The following is an 18,916-nucleotide window of genomic DNA, read 5'->3' as shown; positions in this document are numbered from 1 at the left end:
GGACGCTTCGCGTTCGGCTGGTCTCTCTGTCCCAGGGTAGACAGACGCTGATCGGCCACCAGCGGACGGTTTTCGGGTAACTGTCCGCACGGAGAGGGGCAGGCGGATTCGCCGCCCCTCTCCCACTCTCACCATCCTCGACTCCGGTCATCTCCCCAGGCCGGAGCCGAGGACGCATGCGCTCGTCCGCTGTCCCCGCCTGCCAGCCCTGTGCCCGCCTGTCAGCGCGGAATCTCGTGCCAGAGGTCGACGGCGTCATCGTCGCCGGACGCCCGTGAGCCGGCGCGGCCGACCACCGTGACGGCGACACGGGGATCACGCGCCGAGCGGATGATCAGACGAGCGGTCTGCGCGCGACTGAGCACGACGGCCAGCTCGTCCCTGATCAGTTCTCGCCGTGTCTCGTCGATCCCGTCGAAACCGCCCTCATCGAAGACCGTGACGACCACCCCCCTGCGTCGTGCCGCCTCGATCGCGTTGCGCACGGCGTCGTTGAGGAGATCGGCTCCGCGCAACTCGTCGCGCAGCCTGCCCTCGGCGAGGCGGGCGTCCATCCGCTCCTGCTCGTCCAGCACACCCCGCGCGGCCACCACTCTGCTGAGGACGGGACCGGCGACGGCCAGCGCGAACTGCGTGCGCAGGCGCCGCTCCCGCTGACGCACCCGCTGCGTCGCATGCCACGCGGACACGGCCTGCTGGATCTCGGCGAGGCGCTCCGTGTCACGCACGGCGCGGTCCCAGAACATCACCAGGAGCCCAGCGACCACCACCCACATGATGGAGCCGACGAGTCCGAGGTTGAGGGCGACGACGAATCCCAGATAGGCCGACGCGGTGACGACGAGCACCCCGAGAACGAGAACACCGATCAGAGCGCGCCTCCGGACGACGCAGACGACGCCGAGCAGTCCGAGCGCCCCGATGTACCACGTGGCGAAGGGAGCCGTCCGATCCGCCGGGTCGAGCGACGAGGTGACGAGGATGGGGATGAGCGCACTCGCCACCAGCGCCAGGATCGCCGACCACATCGGCATCCTGACGACGGCGCCGTGTCCGAGGATCGCGACGTTCACGACCACGAGGTACAACCCGATCGCGAGCACCATCACCAGCGGTGCGGTCGGCTGCTCGATCCACCAGATCCCCCTGGCGACGAAGTACAGGGCGAAGCCGACGGCGAGGGAGGTGGCGACACTCCGGACGGTGCGGTTCACGAGCGCTCCCACCCCAGGACGACAGTGGTCCCGTGCCCGTCGGAGAGGATGTCGGCGGTGCCGGCCACCCCCGCCATGCGCGCGAAGATCGACGCACGGATCCCGAGTCGGTCGACGCCGATCGACTCGACGTCGAATCCGGGTCCGGTGTCGGAGATGGTCACGCCGATGCCCTCGTCCCCGTGCCCTTCGACGATGATGTGGAGTCCGCGCCCGCCGGCATGCGAGACCGCGTTGCCGATCGCCTGTCGTGCCGCGAGCACCAGCGCGCGGGCAGCACGTCCGGGGATGAGTCCGATGCCTCCGCGCTCCTCCACGATCGCATCGGCGCCGAGCTCGGACAGCGCCCGACGCAGCTCGACAACGATCTGCACCGTTCCGACCGGTTCGTCGCTCCCCTCCTGTGCGACGGCGGCCTCGGTGTTCGCGAGGCGCGTGAGAGCCTCTCGCGCCATCGCCACGGCCAGCTCCCTGGCGCGTTCGCCCTCGGCACGCTCCGCGGCGATCAGAGCGGCCAGCACACTGTCGTGCATCAGGGCGGACATCGCCGCCCTCTCCTCCTCGGCCGCCGCCGCTGCCGCAGCAGTGGAGTACGACGCGACCGCCTGTCCCCTGGCCTCGTCCACCCCGGCGGCGACCGAGCGGAACATCCAGCCGAGTGAGACGATCACCACGCCGAGGATGAGGGTGAACGAGACGTCGAAGGCGGTCGTCACCCAGAAATCGCGCGAGAACTCGCCCTGGACGAGACGGACATAGCCGTACACGAACGGCACTCCCGCCGCCCAGACGAACTGCAACGCCAGGGGGAAGGCGAGCATGGCCGCGACGACACCGACGTTGACGAGGAAGAAGATCCACGGCTGCTCTCCGGCCCCCTTGTCGGAGGGGTCGACGATCGTCGGCCACGCGGCGAGCACCAGCACGTACACCACGGCGAAGATGCCGGAGAAGGTGCGCACCCCGCGTCCGATCAGGCACGCCACCAGCATCGCGAGCAGGGGCACGAACACCACACACAACGCGACCACATGCGCGGGGTCCGCGTCCGACAGGGATGCCATCGCGGAGACCAGCGCCTGGGCGCCGAGCACAGCCGAGCCGATCGCGACCACGATGGCGAGGATCCGCTCCATGCGCTTGCCGGTGAAGCGCTCGTATGCTGTCTCCGTGCTGCCCGGAGACGGAATCTTGCTCCAGGCGTCGCGGATGCTCAGCGGCTCAGCGGCCACCGAGTGCCTCGTCGGCTGTGACGATCCCGTCTTCCATCGCTCGCCGGAGCAGGTCGACCTTCGTGGGCGCCGGGCGCCCGACCTCGACGTACTTCACGCGGATGCGGGTGATGTTCTCCTTGGCGGTCGAGTACGCGACGCCCAGCTTCTCGGCCACGGCCTTCAACGGCAGACCCGTCGCGTACAGGCGCAGGACCTCCCGTTCGCGGGTGGCGAGCTGCGCGTCGGCGAACGCGCGGTCTCCGTCGACAGCGCTCGCCCACTCCACGTTGTTGAGTGCCTCGCCCTGTGCGACCGTGCGGATCGCGTCCAGCACGTCGTCGAGTGCTGACGACTTGCTCACCACTCCCGCCGCACCGGCGGAGAGGGCTTCCCGCACGGCTGCAGGACGATCCGCCACACTGTGGATCACCACGCTGGCGCCGTCGTTCACGAGTGCGGTCACGTTCTCAGTAACGGTCGTGCCGTCTCCCAGCGTGAGGTCGAGCACGACCACATCGGCCGGCGCGGCCCCCGTCGCCTTCCGCCAGTCGATGTACGACACCACGGTGCTCCCGGAGAAGACCACGGTCTGCGAATCCCGCTCGCACGCGGCCTCGAGACCGAGGCGAACGGACTCGTGATCGTCGATGAGTGCGACCGTGCTCATCCCCTCAGCCTACTGAGTCCCCTCGGAAGGCCGTGGATCGCTCATCGTGTGAGCAGTGCCACGACCTCGAAGTGGTGGGAGTGCGGGAACAGATCGAAGCCGCGAAGACGGTCGACATTCCATCCGAGCGTGCGGAACGTGCCGAGATCGCGTGCGAGCGCCACCGGGTCGCAGGCGACGTAGGCGATGGCGTCGGGGGCGAGCCCGTGGATCGCCTCGACCACCTGACGCCCCGCTCCGGCCCGCGGCGGATCGAGCACGACGGCCCCGGCCCGACCACCGCCCTTGCGCGTGGCGAGGAACCGATCGACTCGGGCTGTCACCGCGTCGATCTCGAGAGGGGCGAGGTTCGCCGCAGCATGCTGAGTGGCACGTGCACTCGACTCGACCGTCACGATGTCCGTGCCCCCGAGGTCGGCCAGGGTCGCCGCGAACAGCCCGACCCCGCCGTACAGGTCGAAATGGGTCTTCTCCTCGTCGACGTGACCGTCGAGGATGCCGTAGACCGCGGCATCGAGCACCGAGGCGGCGCGCGGATGCACCTGCCAGAAGCCCGTGGAGTCGACGTCGAAGCGGCGGTCGTTGACCATCTCCTGGATCACCTCGGGCGCCGGGCGCTTGCGGAAGCCCCTCTGCACGCGCGGGGCGCGCTCGGTCTCCTCACGACGGATCACGCGCACGGTGCCGTCGGCGGGCTCCACGAGCTCGATGCGACCGGGAGCCTCCCCCTGCAGCGCGAGCGCTGCCGCGGCGATCGCCGGCCGCGCCAGCGGGTACGACGTCACCGGCACGACACGGTGACTGCGTGAGGCATACGGCCCCACCACTCCCGCGTCGTCGACGTGCAGCGTCACCCTCGTGCGCCATCCTCGACCGTCTCCGGACTCCACGGCCTCGATCTCGGGCGCGACGAGACCCTTCCCCGCGAAGCGGTCGAGGGCCTCGGTCAGCACGCGCCTCTTGAGCTCACGCTGGTGATCGAGATCGATGTGCCCGAGATCAGCTCCTCCTGGACGATCAGCGGGATCGCGCGACACGTCGGCCTCCGCCCAGATGTGGGGACGGCGGTGCTCCGACGCTTCCAACACCTCGATCGTCTCGGCCCGCCAGAAACTGCGGGTGTCGGCATCGGCCCCCTCCTGCGGAGCGATCAGTCGGGCACGGACGCGCTCACCGGGGATCGCGTCGGACACGAACACCACTCGTCCCTCGTGCCGCGCGATGAACGTGCCCCCGTGAGCGATGCCGGTGATGTCGAGTTCGAGCACGTCGGCTGGGGAGGAAGTCATCCTTCGAGGATACGGTGGTGGACATGCGCGTCTGCCTCGCCTCGACCTCTCCCGCCCGACTCATGCTGCTGCGTCAGGCGGGCATCGAGCCGCTCACGGTGTCACCGGACGTCGACGAGGACGCCGTCGCCGCCGCTGCGGAGGCGGAAAGGGGCGAGCCCCTGGCGCCCGAGGAGTTGGTGCTGCTGCTCGCCCGCGCGAAGGCCTCCGCCGTGGCACACAGCCTCGTCGAGCACGGCGGGTTCGACGGCCTGGTCATCGGCGGTGACTCGATGTTCGCGCTGGACGGGCGCGTCTACGGCAAGCCGTACACTCCGGAGGAAGCGACCAGGCGCTGGCGAGAGATGCGCGGAGCCACGGGCATCCTGCACTCCGGCCACTCCGTCTTCCGGGTCGCCCCCGGTGCCGAGCCCACGGAAGCCACCGCCGTCGCCGAAGCCGCTGTGACGTTCGCCTCCGACGTGACCGACGCCGAGATCGCCGCGTACGTCGCCTCAGGCGAACCGCTGCTCGTGGCGGGGGCCTTCACCGTGGACAGCCTGGGGGGAGCCTTCATCACCCGCGTGGAGGGCGACCCGTCCACGGTCGTCGGCATGTCCCTTTCCACCGTCCGCCGTCTCGCCGCGGAGCTCGGCGTTCGCTGGACCGACCTCTGGTCGTAGACTCCCATCCACGTTTTCCCGACTTTCTTGTGGGGAGTCGTCAAAGGGATCGCGGTCGTTCTCGCTAGGCTGGCAAGCATGCCTGCTATCGCCAAGGTGCTCATCGCCAACCGCGGCGAGATCGCCGTCCGCATCATCCGCGCCGCCCGTGACTCCGGGATCGCCTCCGTCGCCGTCTACGCCGACCAGGATCGTGATGCCCTGCACACCCGCCTCGCAGACGAGGCCTACGCGCTCGGCGGCTCGACGAGCGCCGAGACCTACCTCCAGATCGAGAAGATCCTCTCGATCGCCCGCCGTGCCGGCGCCGACGCCGTGCACCCCGGCTACGGCTTCCTCGCCGAGAACGCCGAGTTCGCCCGCGCCATCATCGACGCGGGGATGACCTGGATCGGCCCCTCCCCCGAAGCCATCGAGGCCCTCGGCGACAAGGTGACCGCGCGTCACGTGGCCGAGAAGGTCGGCGCGCCCCTCGCCCCCGGAACGCCGGGACCGGTCGAGGGCGCAGACGAGGTCATCGCCTTCGCGAAGGAGTTCGGCCTCCCGATCGCCATCAAGGCCGCCTACGGCGGCGGCGGACGCGGCCTCAAGGTCGCGCGTGAGCTCGACGAGGTGGCCGAGCTCTTCGAGTCCGCCACGCGCGAGGCCGTCGCCGCCTTCGGCCGCGGCGAGTGCTTCGTCGAGAAGTACCTCGACAAGCCGCGTCACGTCGAGACCCAGTGCCTGGCCGATGCCGAAGGCAACGTCGTCGTGATCTCGACGCGTGACTGCTCGCTGCAGCGCCGCCATCAGAAGCTCGTCGAGGAGGCGCCGGCTCCATTCCTCACGCAGGAGCAGAACGACCTCCTCTACGCCGCCTCCAAGGCCATCCTCAAGGAGGTCGGCTACGTCGGCGCCGGTACCTGCGAGTTCCTCATCGGAGCCGACGGAACCGTCTCCTTCCTCGAGGTGAACACACGTCTGCAGGTCGAGCACCCGGTCTCCGAGGAGGTCACCGGCATCGACCTGGTACGAGAGCAGTTCCGTATCGCGGCCGGCGGCACCATCGACTACGACGACCCGAAGCCGCAGGGCCACTCGATCGAGTTCCGCATCAACGGCGAGGACCCCGGTCGCGGATTCCTGCCCCAGCCGGGCCCGATCCACGTCTTCAAGACCTTCGGAGGCCCCGGCATCCGTCTGGATTCCGGTGTCACTGCGGGCGACTCGGTCTCCGGTGCCTTCGACTCGCTGCTCGCCAAGATCATCGTGACCGGCAAGGACAGGGCAGAGGCCCTCGAGCGCTCGCGCCGTGCCCTCGACGAGTTCGAGGTCGCCGGCCTTCCCACCGTCATCCCGTTCCACCGCAAGGTCGTGCGCGATCCTGCGTTCACAGCGGAGAGCGGCGAGTTCGGCATCTTCACGCGCTGGATCGAGACCGAGTTCGTCAACGACATCCCGGCCTGGGACGGAGAGCTCGAGGCGCCGGCTGCCTCCGAAGCCCGGCACACGGTCGTCGTCGAGGTCTCCGGCAAGCGACTCGAGGTGAGCCTGCCGGACCGCGTCGCCGTCGCCGCAGGCACCGCTGGGCGCCCCGCCGCGGTTCCGCCGTCGCGCCGCAGCCATGCCACAACGGCCAACGCCGGAGCCTCGGGGGATGCCGTCAAGTCCCCCATGCAGGCCACGGTCGTGAAGATCGCGGTCGCCGACGGACAGCAGGTCGTCAAGGGCGATCTGGTCGTCGTGCTCGAGGCCATGAAGATGGAGCAGCCGCTGCAGGCGCACAAGGACGGCGTCGTCGGCAACATCAACGCCGATGCCGGCGCCACGGTCTCCGCGGGACACCAGCTGCTCACCATCAGCTGATCCTCCCGCTGACACGCGAAAGGCGCCCCACCGAAGTGGGGCGCCTTTGCTGTGCCTACGGGCGTCAGGAGATGTTCACGAGGTGCATCGCCCTGCTCGCGTCGGTGATGCTGCTGGACAGCGACGGGTAGGCGGCGAAGACCCGCGAGACCTGATCGACCGTGAGGCGGCGCTCGACGGCGACCGCGATCGGGTAGATCAGCTCCGAGGCCTTCGGAGCGACGATCACACCGCCGATCACCGTACCGGAGCCCTTCCGCGCGATGAGCTTCACGAAGCCGTCCTTGATGCCCATCATCTTCGCGCGCGGGTTCGCCGCGAGAGGCAGCTTGTAGACCATGCCGTCCGCGACGCCATCCTCGACGTCTTTGACGCCGTAGCCGACCGTGGCGATCTCTGGCGCGGTGAAGATGTTGGAGGTGATCTTGATCAGCTCCAACGGGATCACGATGTCGCCGAGGGCGTGGAACACCGCGGTGCGCCCCTGCATCGACGCGACGGAGGCCAACGGGAAGAAGTTCGTGCAGTCGCCGACGGCGTACACGTTGGGGACCGAGGTACGAGCGACCTTGTTCACCCGGACGTGCCCGGATTCGTCGAGCTCGACGCCGGCTTCCTCGAGACCGATGCCTGCGGTGTTCGGGATGGACCCGACGGCCATGAGGCAGTGGCTGCCCTCGACCGTGCGCCCATCGGACAGCGTGACGGTGACGCCGTCGTCCGTGACCTCCACCTTGTCGGCGCGCGACTTGGAGAGCACCTGCATTCCCCCGCGCTTGAAGACCTTCTCCAGCACCGCAGCCGCGTCCTTGTCCTCGCCGGGGAGCACCTGCTCACGGCTGGAGATCAGGGTCACCTTGGCGCCCAGGTTCATGTACGCGGAGGCGAACTCCGCTCCGGTGACACCGGATCCGACCACGATGAGGTGCTCGGGGAGCGCCTTCATGTCGTACAGCTGCGTCCACGTCAGGATGCGCTTGCCGTCGGGCTTCGCGGAGTCCAGCTCGCGCGGCGAGGCGCCGACGGCCACGACGATGGTGTCGGCCTCGACCCGGTCGAAGTCGGTGCCGCCCTGGCCGGTCGAGACGATGATCGCCGTGGGCCCTTCGAGGCGTCCGTGGCCGGACAGGATGCGCACACCGGCCTCGAGGAGCGTCGCGCGCATGTCCTCGGACTGCTGGCCGGCGAGCGCGAGGAGGCGCTTGTTCACGGCGGCGAGGTTGATCGCGATCTCGGGCTTGAGGGGGCGGGAGTGGTCGCCCTTGGCATAGAAGTTCACGCCGAGGTCGCTGGCCTCGGAGATGGCGACGGCCGCATCGGCGGTGGCGATCAGGCTCTTCGAAGGCACGACGTCGGTGAGCACGGCTGATCCGCCGACTCCCACCCGTTCGACCAGGGTGACCTCGGCACCCAACTGGGCGGCCGCGAGAGCCGCCTCGTAGCCGCCGGGACCGCCGCCGAGCACGGCGACGCGCTGAGTGCGCTCGAAAGTGGTGGAAGACATGGAATCCATTCTCGCGCAATCCTGGCACCCGAGCCTGCACCTTCCTAGAGTGGATCCATGCCCGAAACGCACAGCAACCCCCTCGACGACCCGACCGCGAACCCGTTCGAGGTGGCCGCGCAGGCCGCAGCCGACATCGCCCGTCTGACCGGCGTCGAGAACCACGACATCGCCCTCACCCTCGGCAGCGGCTGGGGCAAGGCGGCCGACATCATCGGCGAGACCGTCGCCACGATCCCCGCGACCGAGGTCACCGGCTTCTCGAAGCCCGCGCTCGAAGGCCACGTCGGCACACTGCGCAGCATCCGCACCCCCGGCGGCAAGAACGTCCTCGTCATCGGCGCGCGCACCCACTACTACGAGGCCCACGGCGTACGCCGCGTCGTGCACAGCGTCCGCACGGCAGCCGCGACGGGCGCCAAGATCATGGTGCTGACCAACGGAGCCGGCGGCATCCGCGAGACCTGGACCCCTGGCCAGCCCGTGCTGATCAGCGATCACATCAACCTCACGGCCGATTCGCCGCTCGAGGGGGCCACGTTCGTCGACCTCACCGATCTGTACTCGAAACGTCTTCGGGACGTCGCCCGCTCGATCGACCCCTCACTCGACGAAGGCGTCTACACGCAGTTCCGCGGCCCGCACTATGAGACCCCGGCAGAGGTGCAGATGGCCAAGCACATCGGCGGCCACATCGTCGGCATGTCGACTGCGCTCGAGGCGATCGCCGCGCGCGAGGCCGGCATGGAGATCCTCGGGTTCTCCCTGATCACCAACCTCGCCGCGGGAATCCAGCAGACCCCGCTCAGCCATGCCGAGGTGATCGAGGCCGGACGGGAGGCGGAGCCCGTGATCTCCGCGCTTCTGGCCAGGGTGGTCGAGGCCCTGTGAGCGAGGAGCGGCTCGCGCAGGCCCGCGCCTGGTTGCGCCAGGACCCCGACCACGAGACCCGCGACGAACTGGCCGGTGTGATCACCCGGGCCGCCGCCGGGGATGCGGACGCGATCGCCGACCTCGACGACCGTTTCCGCACGCGTCTCGCCTTCGGCACCGCCGGTCTGCGCGGCGAGCTCGGCGCCGGGAGCAACCGGATGAACCGGGTGCTGGTCGCGCAGGCCGCGGCGGGATTCGCCGCCTACCTGCGCGAGAAGTCGAACGGTCAGAAGTCGAACGGCCAGACGCCGACGGTGGTGATCGGATACGACGGGCGTCGCAACTCCCGCGTGTTCGCGACCGACTCCGCCGAGCTGTTCGCCGGAGCCGGACTGCGGGCGGTCCTGCTCCCCCGTCTGCTCCCCACCCCCGTCCTCGCGTTCGCCGTGCGCCACCTGGGAGCCGATGCCGGCGTGATGGTGACCGCGAGCCACAACCCGCCGAACGACAACGGGTACAAGGTGTACCTGGGCGGCGCGGATCAGGGGTCGCAGATCGTCGCTCCGGCCGATGCGGAGATCGCCGCGCACATCCAGCGGATGGCGGACGCCGGACCGGTGACGGCACTGCCGCGCTCCACGGAATACGAGGTCGCAGGCGAGGACGTCGTCGAGGCCTACATCGCAGCGACCGCCGCCGTCGCCCCCGCCCCCGCCGGCACCACCGGGATGCGCTGGGTGTACACGGCGATGCACGGCGTGGGCTGGGAGACGCTGTCCCGCATCGTCAAGGACGCCGGATACCCGCAGCCGTTCGTCGTCGACGAGCAGCTCACGCCCGACGCCACCTTCCGCACCGTGTCCTTCCCGAACCCGGAGGAGCCCGGTGCCATGGATCTCGCTTTCGCGAGGGCTCGGCGCGTCAAGGCGGACTTCATCCTCGCCAACGACCCCGACGCCGACCGCCTGGCCGTCGCGATCCCCGACGACTCGGCAGCGGACGGCTGGCGTCGCCTCACCGGCAACGAGGTCGGACTCCTGCTCGGCGCGAGGGCGGCACGTGCTGCGGCGGGCACGCCAGGGGCATCACTCGCCTGCTCACTCGTCTCCTCCCCCGGCCTCGGCGCCGTCGCGACCCACCACGGACTCGACTTCCACGAGACGCTCACGGGCTTCAAATGGATCTCACGCGCCCCTGGCATCGTCTTCGGTTTCGAAGAGGCTCTGGGTTACCTCGTGAACCCGGAGACCGTGCGCGACAAGGACGGCGTGTCGGCCGCCGTCGCGGTCCTCGGCCTCGCGGCAGAGGCGCGCGACCGTGGAGCGACGCTCAGCGACCTGCTGGACGAACTCGGCGAGACCTACGGGCACTTCGCCAGCGGTCAGGTGTCGGTGCGCGTCGAAGACCTCTCGATCATCGGTACCGTGATGCTCGCCCTGCGCACGCTTCCGCCGACACACATCGCCGGTCGGTCGATCGCCTCGGCCGAGGATCTGCTGCAGGCGGGCCAGGGGCAGCCGTCCGGTGACGTGCTCCGCTACCGGCTGACGGACGGATCCCGCGTGATCGTGCGTCCCAGCGGCACCGAGCCGAAGCTGAAGGTCTACATCGACGCGAAGGCGGACTCCGCCGAGCGCGCGCGAGAGGCCGTCGCCGAACTCGAAGCCGGGGTGCGCACCCTGCTCGACGAACGCTCCTGAGCATGCCGATCCGACGCATCATCGTCAGCGCGCACAACGGCGTGCACGCTCGTCCGGTGGCCGAGCTCGTGCGACTCGCGCAGTCGCACGGGTCTCCGGTCACCCTCCGCACGGCCGACGGCACCACCGTCGACCTGAGCAGCGTGCTGGCCGTGATGGACCTCGGGATCGCGACAGGAGATCCGGTCGAGATCGAGACCGCACCGTCTCCGACGTCCGAGGCCGTCCTCGATCAGCTCGCGGAGGTTCTCGCTCCCCGCGGCTGACCGCGACCCTCACCCGTCGATCACGGCGACGAGCTCGTCGAGGAACGCCTCGAAAGTCGTCCCCTTCCGGACGATCCGCTGCACGCTCTCGCGCTCGCTGAACACCTCGACGAGCTGCTCGAACACGGTCTGGAAAGCCGCACGGTCGCTCTCGCTGAACGCCGCGAGGGCTACGACCTGCACTCGCCCTCCGCCCCAGACCGCTGAGCCGTCCGCGACGCCGATGGCGATGGCCGTGCGAGTGGCGGTCATCTGGAGCGCGTGCGGCACGGCGAGCGCATCCGTGAAGGCGGTCGACGACATCCGCTCCCGCACGATGGTGTTCTCGATGTAGTCCTCGCCGATCAGGCCTGCCTGCACCAGAAGACCGCCCAGACGCCGGATGATCGCCTCCTCCCCCTCATCCGGCAGGGGGAACACGTAGGCGTCCGCGAGGAAGTAGCGGGCGAGCTCACCGCGGAGGCGGGTGAGACGCCGTCCCCGCCGCACCCGCGCCGCCGCCTGCTGGATGCGGTCGACGTCGGCATCGGTCAGGAACGGCTGGATGCGTACGAAGCGGTCGCCGGAGGATCCCGGTTCGATGGTGCTGAGGACCAGATCGGTATCGAACGACGACCAGTCCGGATCGACATTGGTGACGACGGTGGTGACCTCGATGGCCGTCCCGAGGGAACGGTCGACGCTGGAGCGGAGCAGTTCGTGCAGCTCGTGATACCCCGGGCACACGATCGTGGCGGTGAGTATGGATTCCGCCTTGCGGCTGCGTTCGAGACGGCCGCCCACGTGCATGGCGATGTAGGCGATCTCGTCGTCGTGGATCGGCGTGCCCACGCGGTCGTGCAGGCCGCTCGCGATCGACACGGCCACCTCGAAGATCATCGGGTACGTCGCCTTCAACGACCGGGTGAGCGGGTTCCGCGTGAGGGCGCTCTCCTCCGCCCGCCGCAGCAGATTCTGCACGTGCAGGGCGAGACGCAGGACGAAGGTCTCATCGACGAGGTCGACCTCGAAGTCCTCGGCCGCACGCGTGATCTCCGCACGGACGGCGGCTTCGACCATCGGGTCGACGCCGCTGCGGGCGACCTCGCGTGTCGTCGCCTCCCCCGGCGCGACGATGCGCGTCAGCACGAGGGAGGCGAGGTGGCCGCTGTCGCCATCGCCGAGGACCACCGAGAAGTGCTCGAAGGCCAGGCGGGCGATGACCGCCCCCACGCGCGGGATCTCCTCGCGCGTGCCCGCCGGTGCAGATTCGAGCGTGTGTCCCGCAGCGACCCGCTCCGCGGCGATCGCGATGTGCAGCAGCACGTCGGAGATCGCGAGCTCGTTCACGTAGTAGCCGAGCTCACCCAACTCGCGCACCAGGGCCGATTTGAAGGGACCGACCGCGCCGGCGTCCACCGCCGATCCGGACAGCGCGCGCCGGAACGTCTCGGGATGGAAGGAGGCATCATCCATCTCGTCGTGGGCGAGCCTGCTGAGCAGACGGCGCTGCGCTGTCTCATTGCCGCGCAGACGCACGATCTCGCGCTCGCGCTCGAGCGTCAGGTCGGTGTCGTCGAGCAGGCCGCGCACGCGCACCAGATCCGCTTCGAGCGTCGCCTCGCTGACGTGCAGATCCTCCGCGGTGTCGAAGACATCGATGCCGGCCGGCTCATCGAGCAGGAGTCGCACCAGGGTGTGCAGGCGATCGCGAGGGGCCGATTCCCCGCCCTGACGCATGCGCATCGCACCTCGTGCACCGGATCCGGCGCGATACCCCGCGGGACCAGACTCGATCACGGCGGCTCCGGGCGTGCGAGCGTTCAGCGCCGCGACGTAGGAACGGATGCTGCGCGGGGTGACCCCCATGAGGTCGGCGAGGCTCGCGGCCGTAGCCCAGCCCTCCTGACGCAGCAGCGCGGCGAGGAGCTGGTCCTGACGCTGGCGCGACATGATCCTCCCCTCCCGCGTGCTGACTGCACCGTCTCGACGTGCTCTCCATGATGTCAGGTGGCCGGCGCCTCGGGGCGGAAGGCGCCGTTCCGCGGGGGCGGAAAGGATCCTGTTGGCGCGCACCCCTTCCTGGTTCCCAGACTGTTCTCAGGAAGTAGGTGGGCATCGATGAGGATCCTCGTGGTGTGCGGTGCGGGAGCATCGAGCACGTTCGTCGCACAACGGCTCCGCCGTGCCGCGGAGACGGCCGGTCTGGCCTGGGACGCATCCGCCGGGACCGAGGGCTCCGCCTCGGATTCCGACCACGACCTGATCCTGGTCGGCCCGCACCTGGCCGACCGCCTCGACGCCATCCGCGAGAACTCGAACGCGCCGGTCGCCATCCTCCCGGACGACGTCTTCTCCGATCTCGACGGCTCGCGCACGCTCGTCCTCGCCCGTTCGCTCCTCGCCGCCGGCGAAACCCCGAAAGGAACATCATGACCGCCACCCGCACCGTCCGGATCGGCTCCTCCCATGGACTCCATGCCCGTCCAGCCAAGCTGTTCGCGCAGGCGGCGAAGGACTCCGGCATCGCCGTGACGATCGCCAAGGATTCCGGAAAACCCGTCAACGCGGCGAGCATCCTCGGCGTCATCGCCCTCGCGATCGAGCACGGCGACTACGTCACGCTCACGGCGGACGGCGACGGCGCGGAGAACGTGCTCGACACCCTCACCGAGCTCCTCACCACCGACCACGACCAGGACGCCGCCGGATGAGCGAGCTGCGCGGAGTGGGCATCGGTCTCGGGGTCGCCCAGGGGCCGATCGTCCGCATGGCCGAGGCGATGCCGGCCCCGGAGAACACGCCGAGCACCGCGGGGGCTGACGCCGAACGAGCCAGGGTCCGCGACGCCGTCTCGGTCGTGGCGAAGGAACTGAACGAGCGCGGCGAGGCAGCCGGAGGATCCGCGCAGGAGGTCCTCGAGGCGCAGGCCATGATCGCCGAGGACCCGACGCTCCAGGACGAGGTCGACACACGGATCGACGCGGGGGCGACGGCCGAGTGGGCCGTGCACGACGCATTCGCCGGGTTCCGCGCCACGCTCGAGGCGGTCGGCGGCTACCTGGGCGAGCGCGCCGCGGACCTGGACGACATCGCGCAGCGAGTGCTCGCGCATCTTCGCGGCGTCGACGCCCCGGGTGTCCCGAACCCGGGACACCCGTTCGTGCTGGTCGCCCGCGACCTCGCACCGGCGGACACCGCACTCCTCGATCTGGATCAGGTCCTGGCACTGATCACCACCGACGGCGGCCCGACCTCGCACACGGCGATCCTCGCCAGGGAGAAGGGCATCGTCGCGATCGTGGGCGTCGCCGACGGCGAGATGCTGACCACCGGCGAGACCGTGATCGTCGATGCGGCCAGCGGCGTGGTCACGCGCGAACCGACGGAGGACGAGAAGGCTCGCGCCGCCGAGCGCGCTGCCGCTCGGCGGTCGGCCGACGCGGCCCCACTCACTCCCGGCGCTCTCGCCGACGGCACGCCTGTCGCGCTGCTCGCGAATCTGGGGAAGCCTGCAGATGCGGCCGACGCGGTCGCTCGGGGGGCCGAGGGCGTCGGGCTGTTCCGTACCGAGTTCCTGTTCCTCTCCTCCGCCCAGGCGCCCACCATCGCTCAGCAGCGCGAGTCGTACCGCGAGCTGCTCGCGGCCTTCCCCGGCCGGAAGGTCGTGGTGCGGATGCTCGATGCCGGCGCTGACAAACCTCTGGCCTTCCTCAACGATGCACACGAGGAGAACCCGGCGCTCGGGCTCAGGGGTCTGCGGGCGCTGCGCGCCAGCGAGGACATCCTGCGGGAGCAGCTCACCGCACTCGCCGAGGCCGCCGCCGTGACCGAGGCCGATCTCTGGGTGATGGCTCCCATGGTCGCAACGGTCGAGGAGACCGTCTACTTCACGGGACTCGCACGCGAGTACGGGCTGAAGACCGCGGGAGTGATGGTCGAGATCCCGGCGAGCGCTCTGCTTGCCGATCGCGTGCTCGCGCACGCCGACTTCGCCTCGATCGGCACCAACGACCTCACGCAGTACACGATGGCTGCCGACCGGATGCTCGGCTCGGTCGCCGGGTTCCAGGACCCCTGGCACCCTGCCGTCCTCCGCCTCGTCCGCGAGGTCGGCGATGCAGGTGCCCGACTCGGCAAACCCGTCGGGATCTGCGGCGAAGCCGCCGCCGATCCGCTGCTCGCTGTGGTGCTGGTCGGTCTCGGCGCGACGAGCCTGTCGATGGCGCCTTCCGCCCTGGCCGATGTCCGTCATGCGCTGTCCGAGCGCACCCCGTCCGAGGCGCGGAGTCTCGCCAAGGCCGCCCTGGCCGCCGACGATGCCTCCTCCGCCCGAAACGCCGTGGCAGCCCTCGCCGCGGAACTCCCCCTCCACAAGAAAGAGACGACATCATGACGACGACGTCACCTGCCGCCACCAGACCCGGCGGCCTGCGCGTAGGAGTGCAGCGCTTCGGCACATTCCTCTCGGGCATGATCATGCCCAACATCGCCGCCTTCATCGCCTGGGGCTTCATCACGATGCTGTTCATCCCGAAGGGGTTCTTCGGCGCGGAGAGCCCGTTCGGCTGGCACTGGGCAGGCGTGTCCGAGATCCTCGGCGGTGGCGGCGACTCCGTCATCATCGGCTGGCAGGGCGCGATGACCGCCGTGGCCGAAGGCGCGGACGGCAACATCCTCGCCTACGTCGGACTGGTCGGCCCGATGGTGACGTACCTGCTGCCGCTGCTGATCGCGAACACCGCCGGCCGCATGGTCTACGGCGAGCGCGGAGGCGTCGTCGCCTCGATCGCCACCGTCGGCGTGATCGTCGGCACGAACATCCCGATGTTCCTCGGTGCCATGATCATGGGCCCCCTCGCCGCCTGGGTCATGAAGCAGGTCGACCGGCTGTGGGACGGCAAGATCAAGCCCGGCTTCGAGATGCTGGTCAACAACTTCTCCGCCGGTATCCTCGGCATGCTGCTCGCGATCTTCGGCTTCTTCGCCTTCGGCCCCGTGATGCTCGGCATCAGCGCCGCGCTCGGCACGGCCGTCGACTGGCTGGTCTCGCTGCAGCTGCTTCCGCTCGTATCTATCATCGTCGAGCCCGCGAAGGTGCTGTTCCTGAACAACGCCATCAACCACGGCGTGTTCACCCCGCTCGGCATCGAGCAGGCGACCGAGACCGGCAAGTCGATCCTGTTCCTCATCGAGGCGAACCCCGGGCCCGGCCTCGGTCTGCTCCTCGCCTTCACCTTCTTCGGGGTCGGTGCGGCGAAGGCATCCGCTCCCGGCGCGGCGATCATCCAGTTCTTCGGTGGCATCCACGAGATCTACTTCCCCTACGCCCTCAGCAAGCCGACCACGATCCTCGCCCTCATCGCGGGTGGTGCAGCCGGGGTCACCACGAACATGGTCCTCGGCGGGGGTCTCGCCTTCCCTGCAGCACCGGGAAGCATCATCGCCGTGACGGCTGCGGCCATCGGCCCGGGAGTCGGCAACCTCCTGGTCGTCTACCTCTCGGTCATCGTCGCAGCGACCGTGACCTTCCTCATCACCGGCGTGATACTGCGGGCCTCCCGCAAGCGCGACCTCGAGGCCGAGGGCGACACCTTCGGCGCCGCGATCGCACAGACCGAGGCCAACAAGGGCAAGTCGTCCGCCGCGATGGACGCGCTGCGCACGTCGACGGCATCCGCGGCTCCGGAAGCCACGGCCGCCACGAGCGCGACCGTGATCTCCGCACCGATCGAGCGGATCGTGTTCGCCTGCGACGCCGGGATGGGCTCGTCCGCCATGGGCGCGAGCGTGCTGCGCAACAAGCTCAAGAAGGCCGGCATCGAGGACATCACGGTCACCAACCAGGCGATCGCGAACCTCGACGGAACGGCTGACGTCGTCATCACCCAGCAGCAGCTCACCGAGCGCGCCGAGGCGAAGTCGCCGAACTCCGTCCACGTCTCCGTGGACAACTTCATGAACTCGCCCCGCTACGAAGAAGTCGTCGAGATGGTGCGCGAGCAGCGAAAGGAAACAGAATGAGCGTCCTCACCCAGGATCAGGTCCGCATCCACCCCGGTGGTGCGACACGAGACGAGGCTCTGCAGGAGGCGACGGACATCCTCGTCGCCGCCGGTGCGGTCACCCCGGCCTACGTCGACGCGATGCGGCAGCGTGAGGAGACGGTGTCGACCTTCATGGGCAACGGCCTCGCCATACCGCACGGCACGAACGAGGCGAAGGACACGATCCTCGCCTCCGCGCTGTCGGTCGTCCGCTATGACGGGGGCGTCGACTGGTCCGGCGAGCCCGCGACCTTCGTGATCGGCATCGCCGGCGTCGGGGACGAGCACCTGGAGATCCTCTCCCGCATCGCCATCCTGTTCTCCGAGGAGGACGATGTCGCCAGGCTGTCGGCGGCACAGACCGCCGAGGAGCTCTACGCCCTCCTCTCGGAGGTGAACGAAGGATGAAGGCGGTCCACTTCGGGGCGGGCAACATCGGGCGCGGGTTCGTCGGTCTGCTGCTGAGCGACGGCGGGTACGAGGTGGTCTTCTCGGACGTCGCCGATGCGCTCGTCGACGCGATCAACGAGGTCGACTCGTACACGGTGCACGAGGCCGGCCCCGGAGGGACCGATCACGTCGTGACCGGGTTCCGCGCGGTCAACAGCAGGACGCATCCGGCCGCTGTGGCCGAGGAGGTCGCCACCGCGGATGTCGTCACGACCGCGGTGGGCCCGACGGTGCTGCGGTTCGTGGCGCCGTCGATCGTCGCCGGACTCGCCCTGCGCAGTCCGGACTCCGCGCCGCTGCAGGTGATGGCGTGCGAGAACGCGATCGGGGCAACGGAGCTGCTGCGGCGGGAGATCGTCGCCGCAGCGGGCGCGGATGCAGAGACGCTGCTCGCGCGCGCGGTCTTCGCCAACACGGCCGTCGACCGCATCGTCCCGGCGCAGCCGGAGGGATCGGGGGTCGACGTGACGGTCGAGCCCTACTTCGAGTGGGCCATCGAGTCGGGACCCTTCGAGGGCGCGCTGCCGAACATCCCCGGCGCGCACTTCGTCGACGACCTGGCGCCGTACATCGAACGCAAGCTGTTCACGGTGAACACCGGCCATGCGGCGACCGCGTACTTCGGGGCGCGTGCGGGCATCGAGCGCATCTCGGACGCCCTCGCCGACTCGGACATCGCCGCCAGCGTCTCGGCGGCGCTCGAGGAGACATCGGCCGTCCTGGTCGCCGAGCACGGGCTCGACCCGGCAGACCTCGCCGACTACCGCGCGACGATCCTGGAGCGCTTCCGCAACCCCGCGCTCGTCGACACCGTGCAGCGCGTCGGACGTCAGCCGCTGCGGAAGATCTCACGGCATGAGCGCTTCGTTGGCCCGGCGGCCATGGCCGCAGAGCGGGGGTTGCCCACCGACGCCTTGGTCGCCGCCGTGTCCGCAGCGCTCGAGTTCGACGATCCCGCCGACGAGCAGTCTGTCGAGCTGCAGCAGCTGCTCCGTGCCGAGGACCCTGCCGCGTTCACCACCACCACGACAGGCCTCGACCCGGAGCACCCGCTGTTCCCGCTGATCCGGGACGCCGTCGCGGCCAGGCAACAGCGTCTGGGAGCTGTCTGACCCCTCGCTCAGAGACGCCCCCGTCTGCCGATACCATCGGTGGGCGGGGGCGTTTCTCGACACGACGGCGTGCGGGAGGACAGCGAGGTGCGGG

17 protein-coding genes are annotated in these 18,916 nt (G+C 69.6%); 11 read left to right on the top strand and 6 right to left on the bottom strand.

Annotation, left to right across the window (positions count from 1 at the left end; translation table 11 throughout):
* Nucleotides 1-221 precede the first annotated feature (221 nt).
* The 4 genes from ABRP18_RS06085 to ABRP18_RS06070 are packed head-to-tail and all read right to left on the bottom strand — an operon-like array spanning nucleotide 222 to nucleotide 4,384.
* Entirely contained in the window at nucleotides 222-1,214 is a 993-nt protein-coding gene (locus ABRP18_RS06085; RefSeq protein WP_230977937.1) for a hypothetical protein, read from the bottom strand.
* Nucleotides 1,211-2,446, bottom strand: coding sequence for an ATP-binding protein (locus ABRP18_RS06080; protein ID WP_058631808.1), 1,236 nt, complete (start codon nucleotides 2,444-2,446; stop codon nucleotides 1,211-1,213). The genes ABRP18_RS06085 and ABRP18_RS06080 overlap by 4 nt, the downstream gene beginning before the upstream one ends.
* Entirely contained in the window at nucleotides 2,436-3,095 is a 660-nt protein-coding gene (locus ABRP18_RS06075) for a response regulator transcription factor (RefSeq protein ID WP_046748963.1), read from the bottom strand. Before ABRP18_RS06075 ends, ABRP18_RS06080 begins: the two co-directional genes overlap by 11 nt.
* Before the next feature lie 41 nt (nucleotides 3,096-3,136).
* Nucleotides 3,137-4,384 carry a class I SAM-dependent RNA methyltransferase gene (locus tag ABRP18_RS06070; RefSeq protein WP_141370134.1) on the bottom strand — a complete coding sequence of 416 codons (1,248 nt, stop codon included), beginning with the start codon at nucleotides 4,382-4,384 and terminating at the stop codon, nucleotides 3,137-3,139.
* 23 nt (nucleotides 4,385-4,407) lie between these two features.
* Here ABRP18_RS06070 and ABRP18_RS06065 point away from each other — a divergent pair, with 23 nt between their 5' ends.
* Nucleotides 4,408-5,046, top strand: coding sequence for a nucleoside triphosphate pyrophosphatase (locus tag ABRP18_RS06065; protein ID WP_193762595.1), 639 nt, complete (start codon nucleotides 4,408-4,410; stop codon nucleotides 5,044-5,046).
* A 78-nt stretch (nucleotides 5,047-5,124) separates the two neighbouring features.
* Nucleotides 5,125-6,891 (top strand): biotin carboxylase N-terminal domain-containing protein, encoded by a 1,767-nt coding sequence (locus ABRP18_RS06060; protein WP_046748961.1) that lies wholly within the window; start codon nucleotides 5,125-5,127, stop codon nucleotides 6,889-6,891.
* A gap of 64 nt (nucleotides 6,892-6,955) precedes the next feature.
* Here the strand turns inward: ABRP18_RS06060 and ABRP18_RS06055 are convergent, their stop codons facing one another.
* Nucleotides 6,956-8,404, bottom strand: a complete 1,449-nt coding sequence (locus ABRP18_RS06055; RefSeq protein ID WP_046748960.1) for an NAD(P)H-quinone dehydrogenase — start codon at nucleotides 8,402-8,404, stop codon at nucleotides 6,956-6,958.
* A 48-nt stretch (nucleotides 8,405-8,452) separates the two neighbouring features.
* Here ABRP18_RS06055 and ABRP18_RS06050 point away from each other — a divergent pair, with 48 nt between their 5' ends.
* Genes ABRP18_RS06050 through ABRP18_RS06040 form a run of 3 tightly spaced genes read left to right on the top strand, consistent with a single transcriptional unit; the run spans nucleotide 8,453 to nucleotide 11,234 of the window.
* On the top strand, nucleotides 8,453-9,286 hold the full coding sequence (locus tag ABRP18_RS06050; RefSeq protein ID WP_046748959.1) for a purine-nucleoside phosphorylase: 834 nt from the start codon (nucleotides 8,453-8,455) through the stop codon (nucleotides 9,284-9,286).
* Nucleotides 9,283-10,968 carry a phospho-sugar mutase gene (locus ABRP18_RS06045; protein WP_061018811.1) on the top strand — a complete coding sequence of 562 codons (1,686 nt, stop codon included), beginning with the start codon at nucleotides 9,283-9,285 and terminating at the stop codon, nucleotides 10,966-10,968. The genes ABRP18_RS06050 and ABRP18_RS06045 overlap by 4 nt, the downstream gene beginning before the upstream one ends.
* Nucleotides 10,969-10,970: 2 nt before the next feature.
* On the top strand, nucleotides 10,971-11,234 hold the full coding sequence (locus ABRP18_RS06040) for an HPr family phosphocarrier protein (RefSeq protein WP_046748957.1): 264 nt from the start codon (nucleotides 10,971-10,973) through the stop codon (nucleotides 11,232-11,234).
* 9 nt (nucleotides 11,235-11,243) lie between these two features.
* Here ABRP18_RS06040 and ABRP18_RS06035 read toward each other — a convergent pair whose 3' ends face one another.
* The gene (locus ABRP18_RS06035; RefSeq protein ID WP_349885719.1) at nucleotides 11,244-13,166 is read right to left on the bottom strand and encodes a PRD domain-containing protein; all 1,923 of its coding nucleotides are present in this window, start codon (nucleotides 13,164-13,166) and stop codon (nucleotides 11,244-11,246) included.
* A 168-nt stretch (nucleotides 13,167-13,334) separates the two neighbouring features.
* Here ABRP18_RS06035 and ABRP18_RS06030 point away from each other — a divergent pair, with 168 nt between their 5' ends.
* The 6 genes from ABRP18_RS06030 to ABRP18_RS06005 are packed head-to-tail and all read left to right on the top strand — an operon-like array spanning nucleotide 13,335 to nucleotide 18,822.
* Nucleotides 13,335-13,649: a PTS sugar transporter subunit IIB gene (locus ABRP18_RS06030; RefSeq protein WP_061016628.1), complete on the top strand. Its 315-nt coding sequence runs from the start codon at nucleotides 13,335-13,337 to the stop codon at nucleotides 13,647-13,649.
* Entirely contained in the window at nucleotides 13,646-13,927 is a 282-nt protein-coding gene (locus ABRP18_RS06025) for an HPr family phosphocarrier protein (RefSeq protein WP_046748954.1), read from the top strand. The genes ABRP18_RS06030 and ABRP18_RS06025 overlap by 4 nt, the downstream gene beginning before the upstream one ends.
* Nucleotides 13,924-15,609 carry a phosphoenolpyruvate--protein phosphotransferase gene (gene ptsP, locus ABRP18_RS06020; protein ID WP_349885718.1) on the top strand — a complete coding sequence of 562 codons (1,686 nt, stop codon included), beginning with the start codon at nucleotides 13,924-13,926 and terminating at the stop codon, nucleotides 15,607-15,609. Before ABRP18_RS06025 ends, ptsP begins: the two co-directional genes overlap by 4 nt.
* Entirely contained in the window at nucleotides 15,606-17,237 is a 1,632-nt protein-coding gene (locus tag ABRP18_RS06015) for a PTS mannitol transporter subunit IICB (RefSeq protein ID WP_349885717.1), read from the top strand. The genes ptsP and ABRP18_RS06015 overlap by 4 nt, the downstream gene beginning before the upstream one ends.
* Nucleotides 17,234-17,668, top strand: coding sequence for a PTS sugar transporter subunit IIA (locus ABRP18_RS06010; protein ID WP_046748951.1), 435 nt, complete (start codon nucleotides 17,234-17,236; stop codon nucleotides 17,666-17,668). The genes ABRP18_RS06015 and ABRP18_RS06010 overlap by 4 nt, the downstream gene beginning before the upstream one ends.
* Nucleotides 17,665-18,822 carry a mannitol-1-phosphate 5-dehydrogenase gene (locus ABRP18_RS06005; protein WP_349885716.1) on the top strand — a complete coding sequence of 386 codons (1,158 nt, stop codon included), beginning with the start codon at nucleotides 17,665-17,667 and terminating at the stop codon, nucleotides 18,820-18,822. The genes ABRP18_RS06010 and ABRP18_RS06005 overlap by 4 nt, the downstream gene beginning before the upstream one ends.
* Nucleotides 18,823-18,916: the final 94 nt, after the last annotated feature.

This window comes from Microbacterium sp. WHRI 7836 (genome assembly GCF_040223885.2).
In the GTDB taxonomy this organism is placed as follows: domain Bacteria; phylum Actinomycetota; class Actinomycetes; order Actinomycetales; family Microbacteriaceae; genus Microbacterium; species Microbacterium oxydans.
The sequence above is the reverse complement of the archived record's forward strand: the minus strand, read 5'-3'. Positions and strand labels throughout refer to the sequence as shown.

Excerpts from the sequence above, each read along its gene's own strand:
- ABRP18_RS06075 (WP_046748963.1), bottom strand. The coding sequence starts at position 3,095 with ATGAGCACGGTCGCACTCATCGACGATCACGAGTCCGTTCGCCTCGGT.
- ABRP18_RS06070 (WP_141370134.1), bottom strand. The coding sequence starts at position 4,384 with ATGACTTCCTCCCCAGCCGACGTGCTCGAACTCGACATCACCGGCATC.
- ABRP18_RS06065 (WP_193762595.1), top strand. The coding sequence starts at position 4,408 with ATGCGCGTCTGCCTCGCCTCGACCTCTCCCGCCCGACTCATGCTGCTG.
- ABRP18_RS06060 (WP_046748961.1), top strand. The coding sequence starts at position 5,125 with ATGCCTGCTATCGCCAAGGTGCTCATCGCCAACCGCGGCGAGATCGCC.
- ABRP18_RS06055 (WP_046748960.1), bottom strand. The coding sequence starts at position 8,404 with ATGGATTCCATGTCTTCCACCACTTTCGAGCGCACTCAGCGCGTCGCC.
- ABRP18_RS06050 (WP_046748959.1), top strand. The coding sequence starts at position 8,453 with ATGCCCGAAACGCACAGCAACCCCCTCGACGACCCGACCGCGAACCCG.
- ABRP18_RS06040 (WP_046748957.1), top strand. The coding sequence starts at position 10,971 with ATGCCGATCCGACGCATCATCGTCAGCGCGCACAACGGCGTGCACGCT.
- ABRP18_RS06035 (WP_349885719.1), bottom strand. The coding sequence starts at position 13,166 with ATGTCGCGCCAGCGTCAGGACCAGCTCCTCGCCGCGCTGCTGCGTCAG.
- ABRP18_RS06030 (WP_061016628.1), top strand. The coding sequence starts at position 13,335 with ATGAGGATCCTCGTGGTGTGCGGTGCGGGAGCATCGAGCACGTTCGTC.
- ABRP18_RS06025 (WP_046748954.1), top strand. The coding sequence starts at position 13,646 with ATGACCGCCACCCGCACCGTCCGGATCGGCTCCTCCCATGGACTCCAT.
- ptsP (WP_349885718.1), top strand. The coding sequence starts at position 13,924 with ATGAGCGAGCTGCGCGGAGTGGGCATCGGTCTCGGGGTCGCCCAGGGG.
- ABRP18_RS06015 (WP_349885717.1), top strand. The coding sequence starts at position 15,606 with ATGACGACGACGTCACCTGCCGCCACCAGACCCGGCGGCCTGCGCGTA.
- ABRP18_RS06010 (WP_046748951.1), top strand. The coding sequence starts at position 17,234 with ATGAGCGTCCTCACCCAGGATCAGGTCCGCATCCACCCCGGTGGTGCG.
- ABRP18_RS06005 (WP_349885716.1), top strand. The coding sequence starts at position 17,665 with ATGAAGGCGGTCCACTTCGGGGCGGGCAACATCGGGCGCGGGTTCGTC.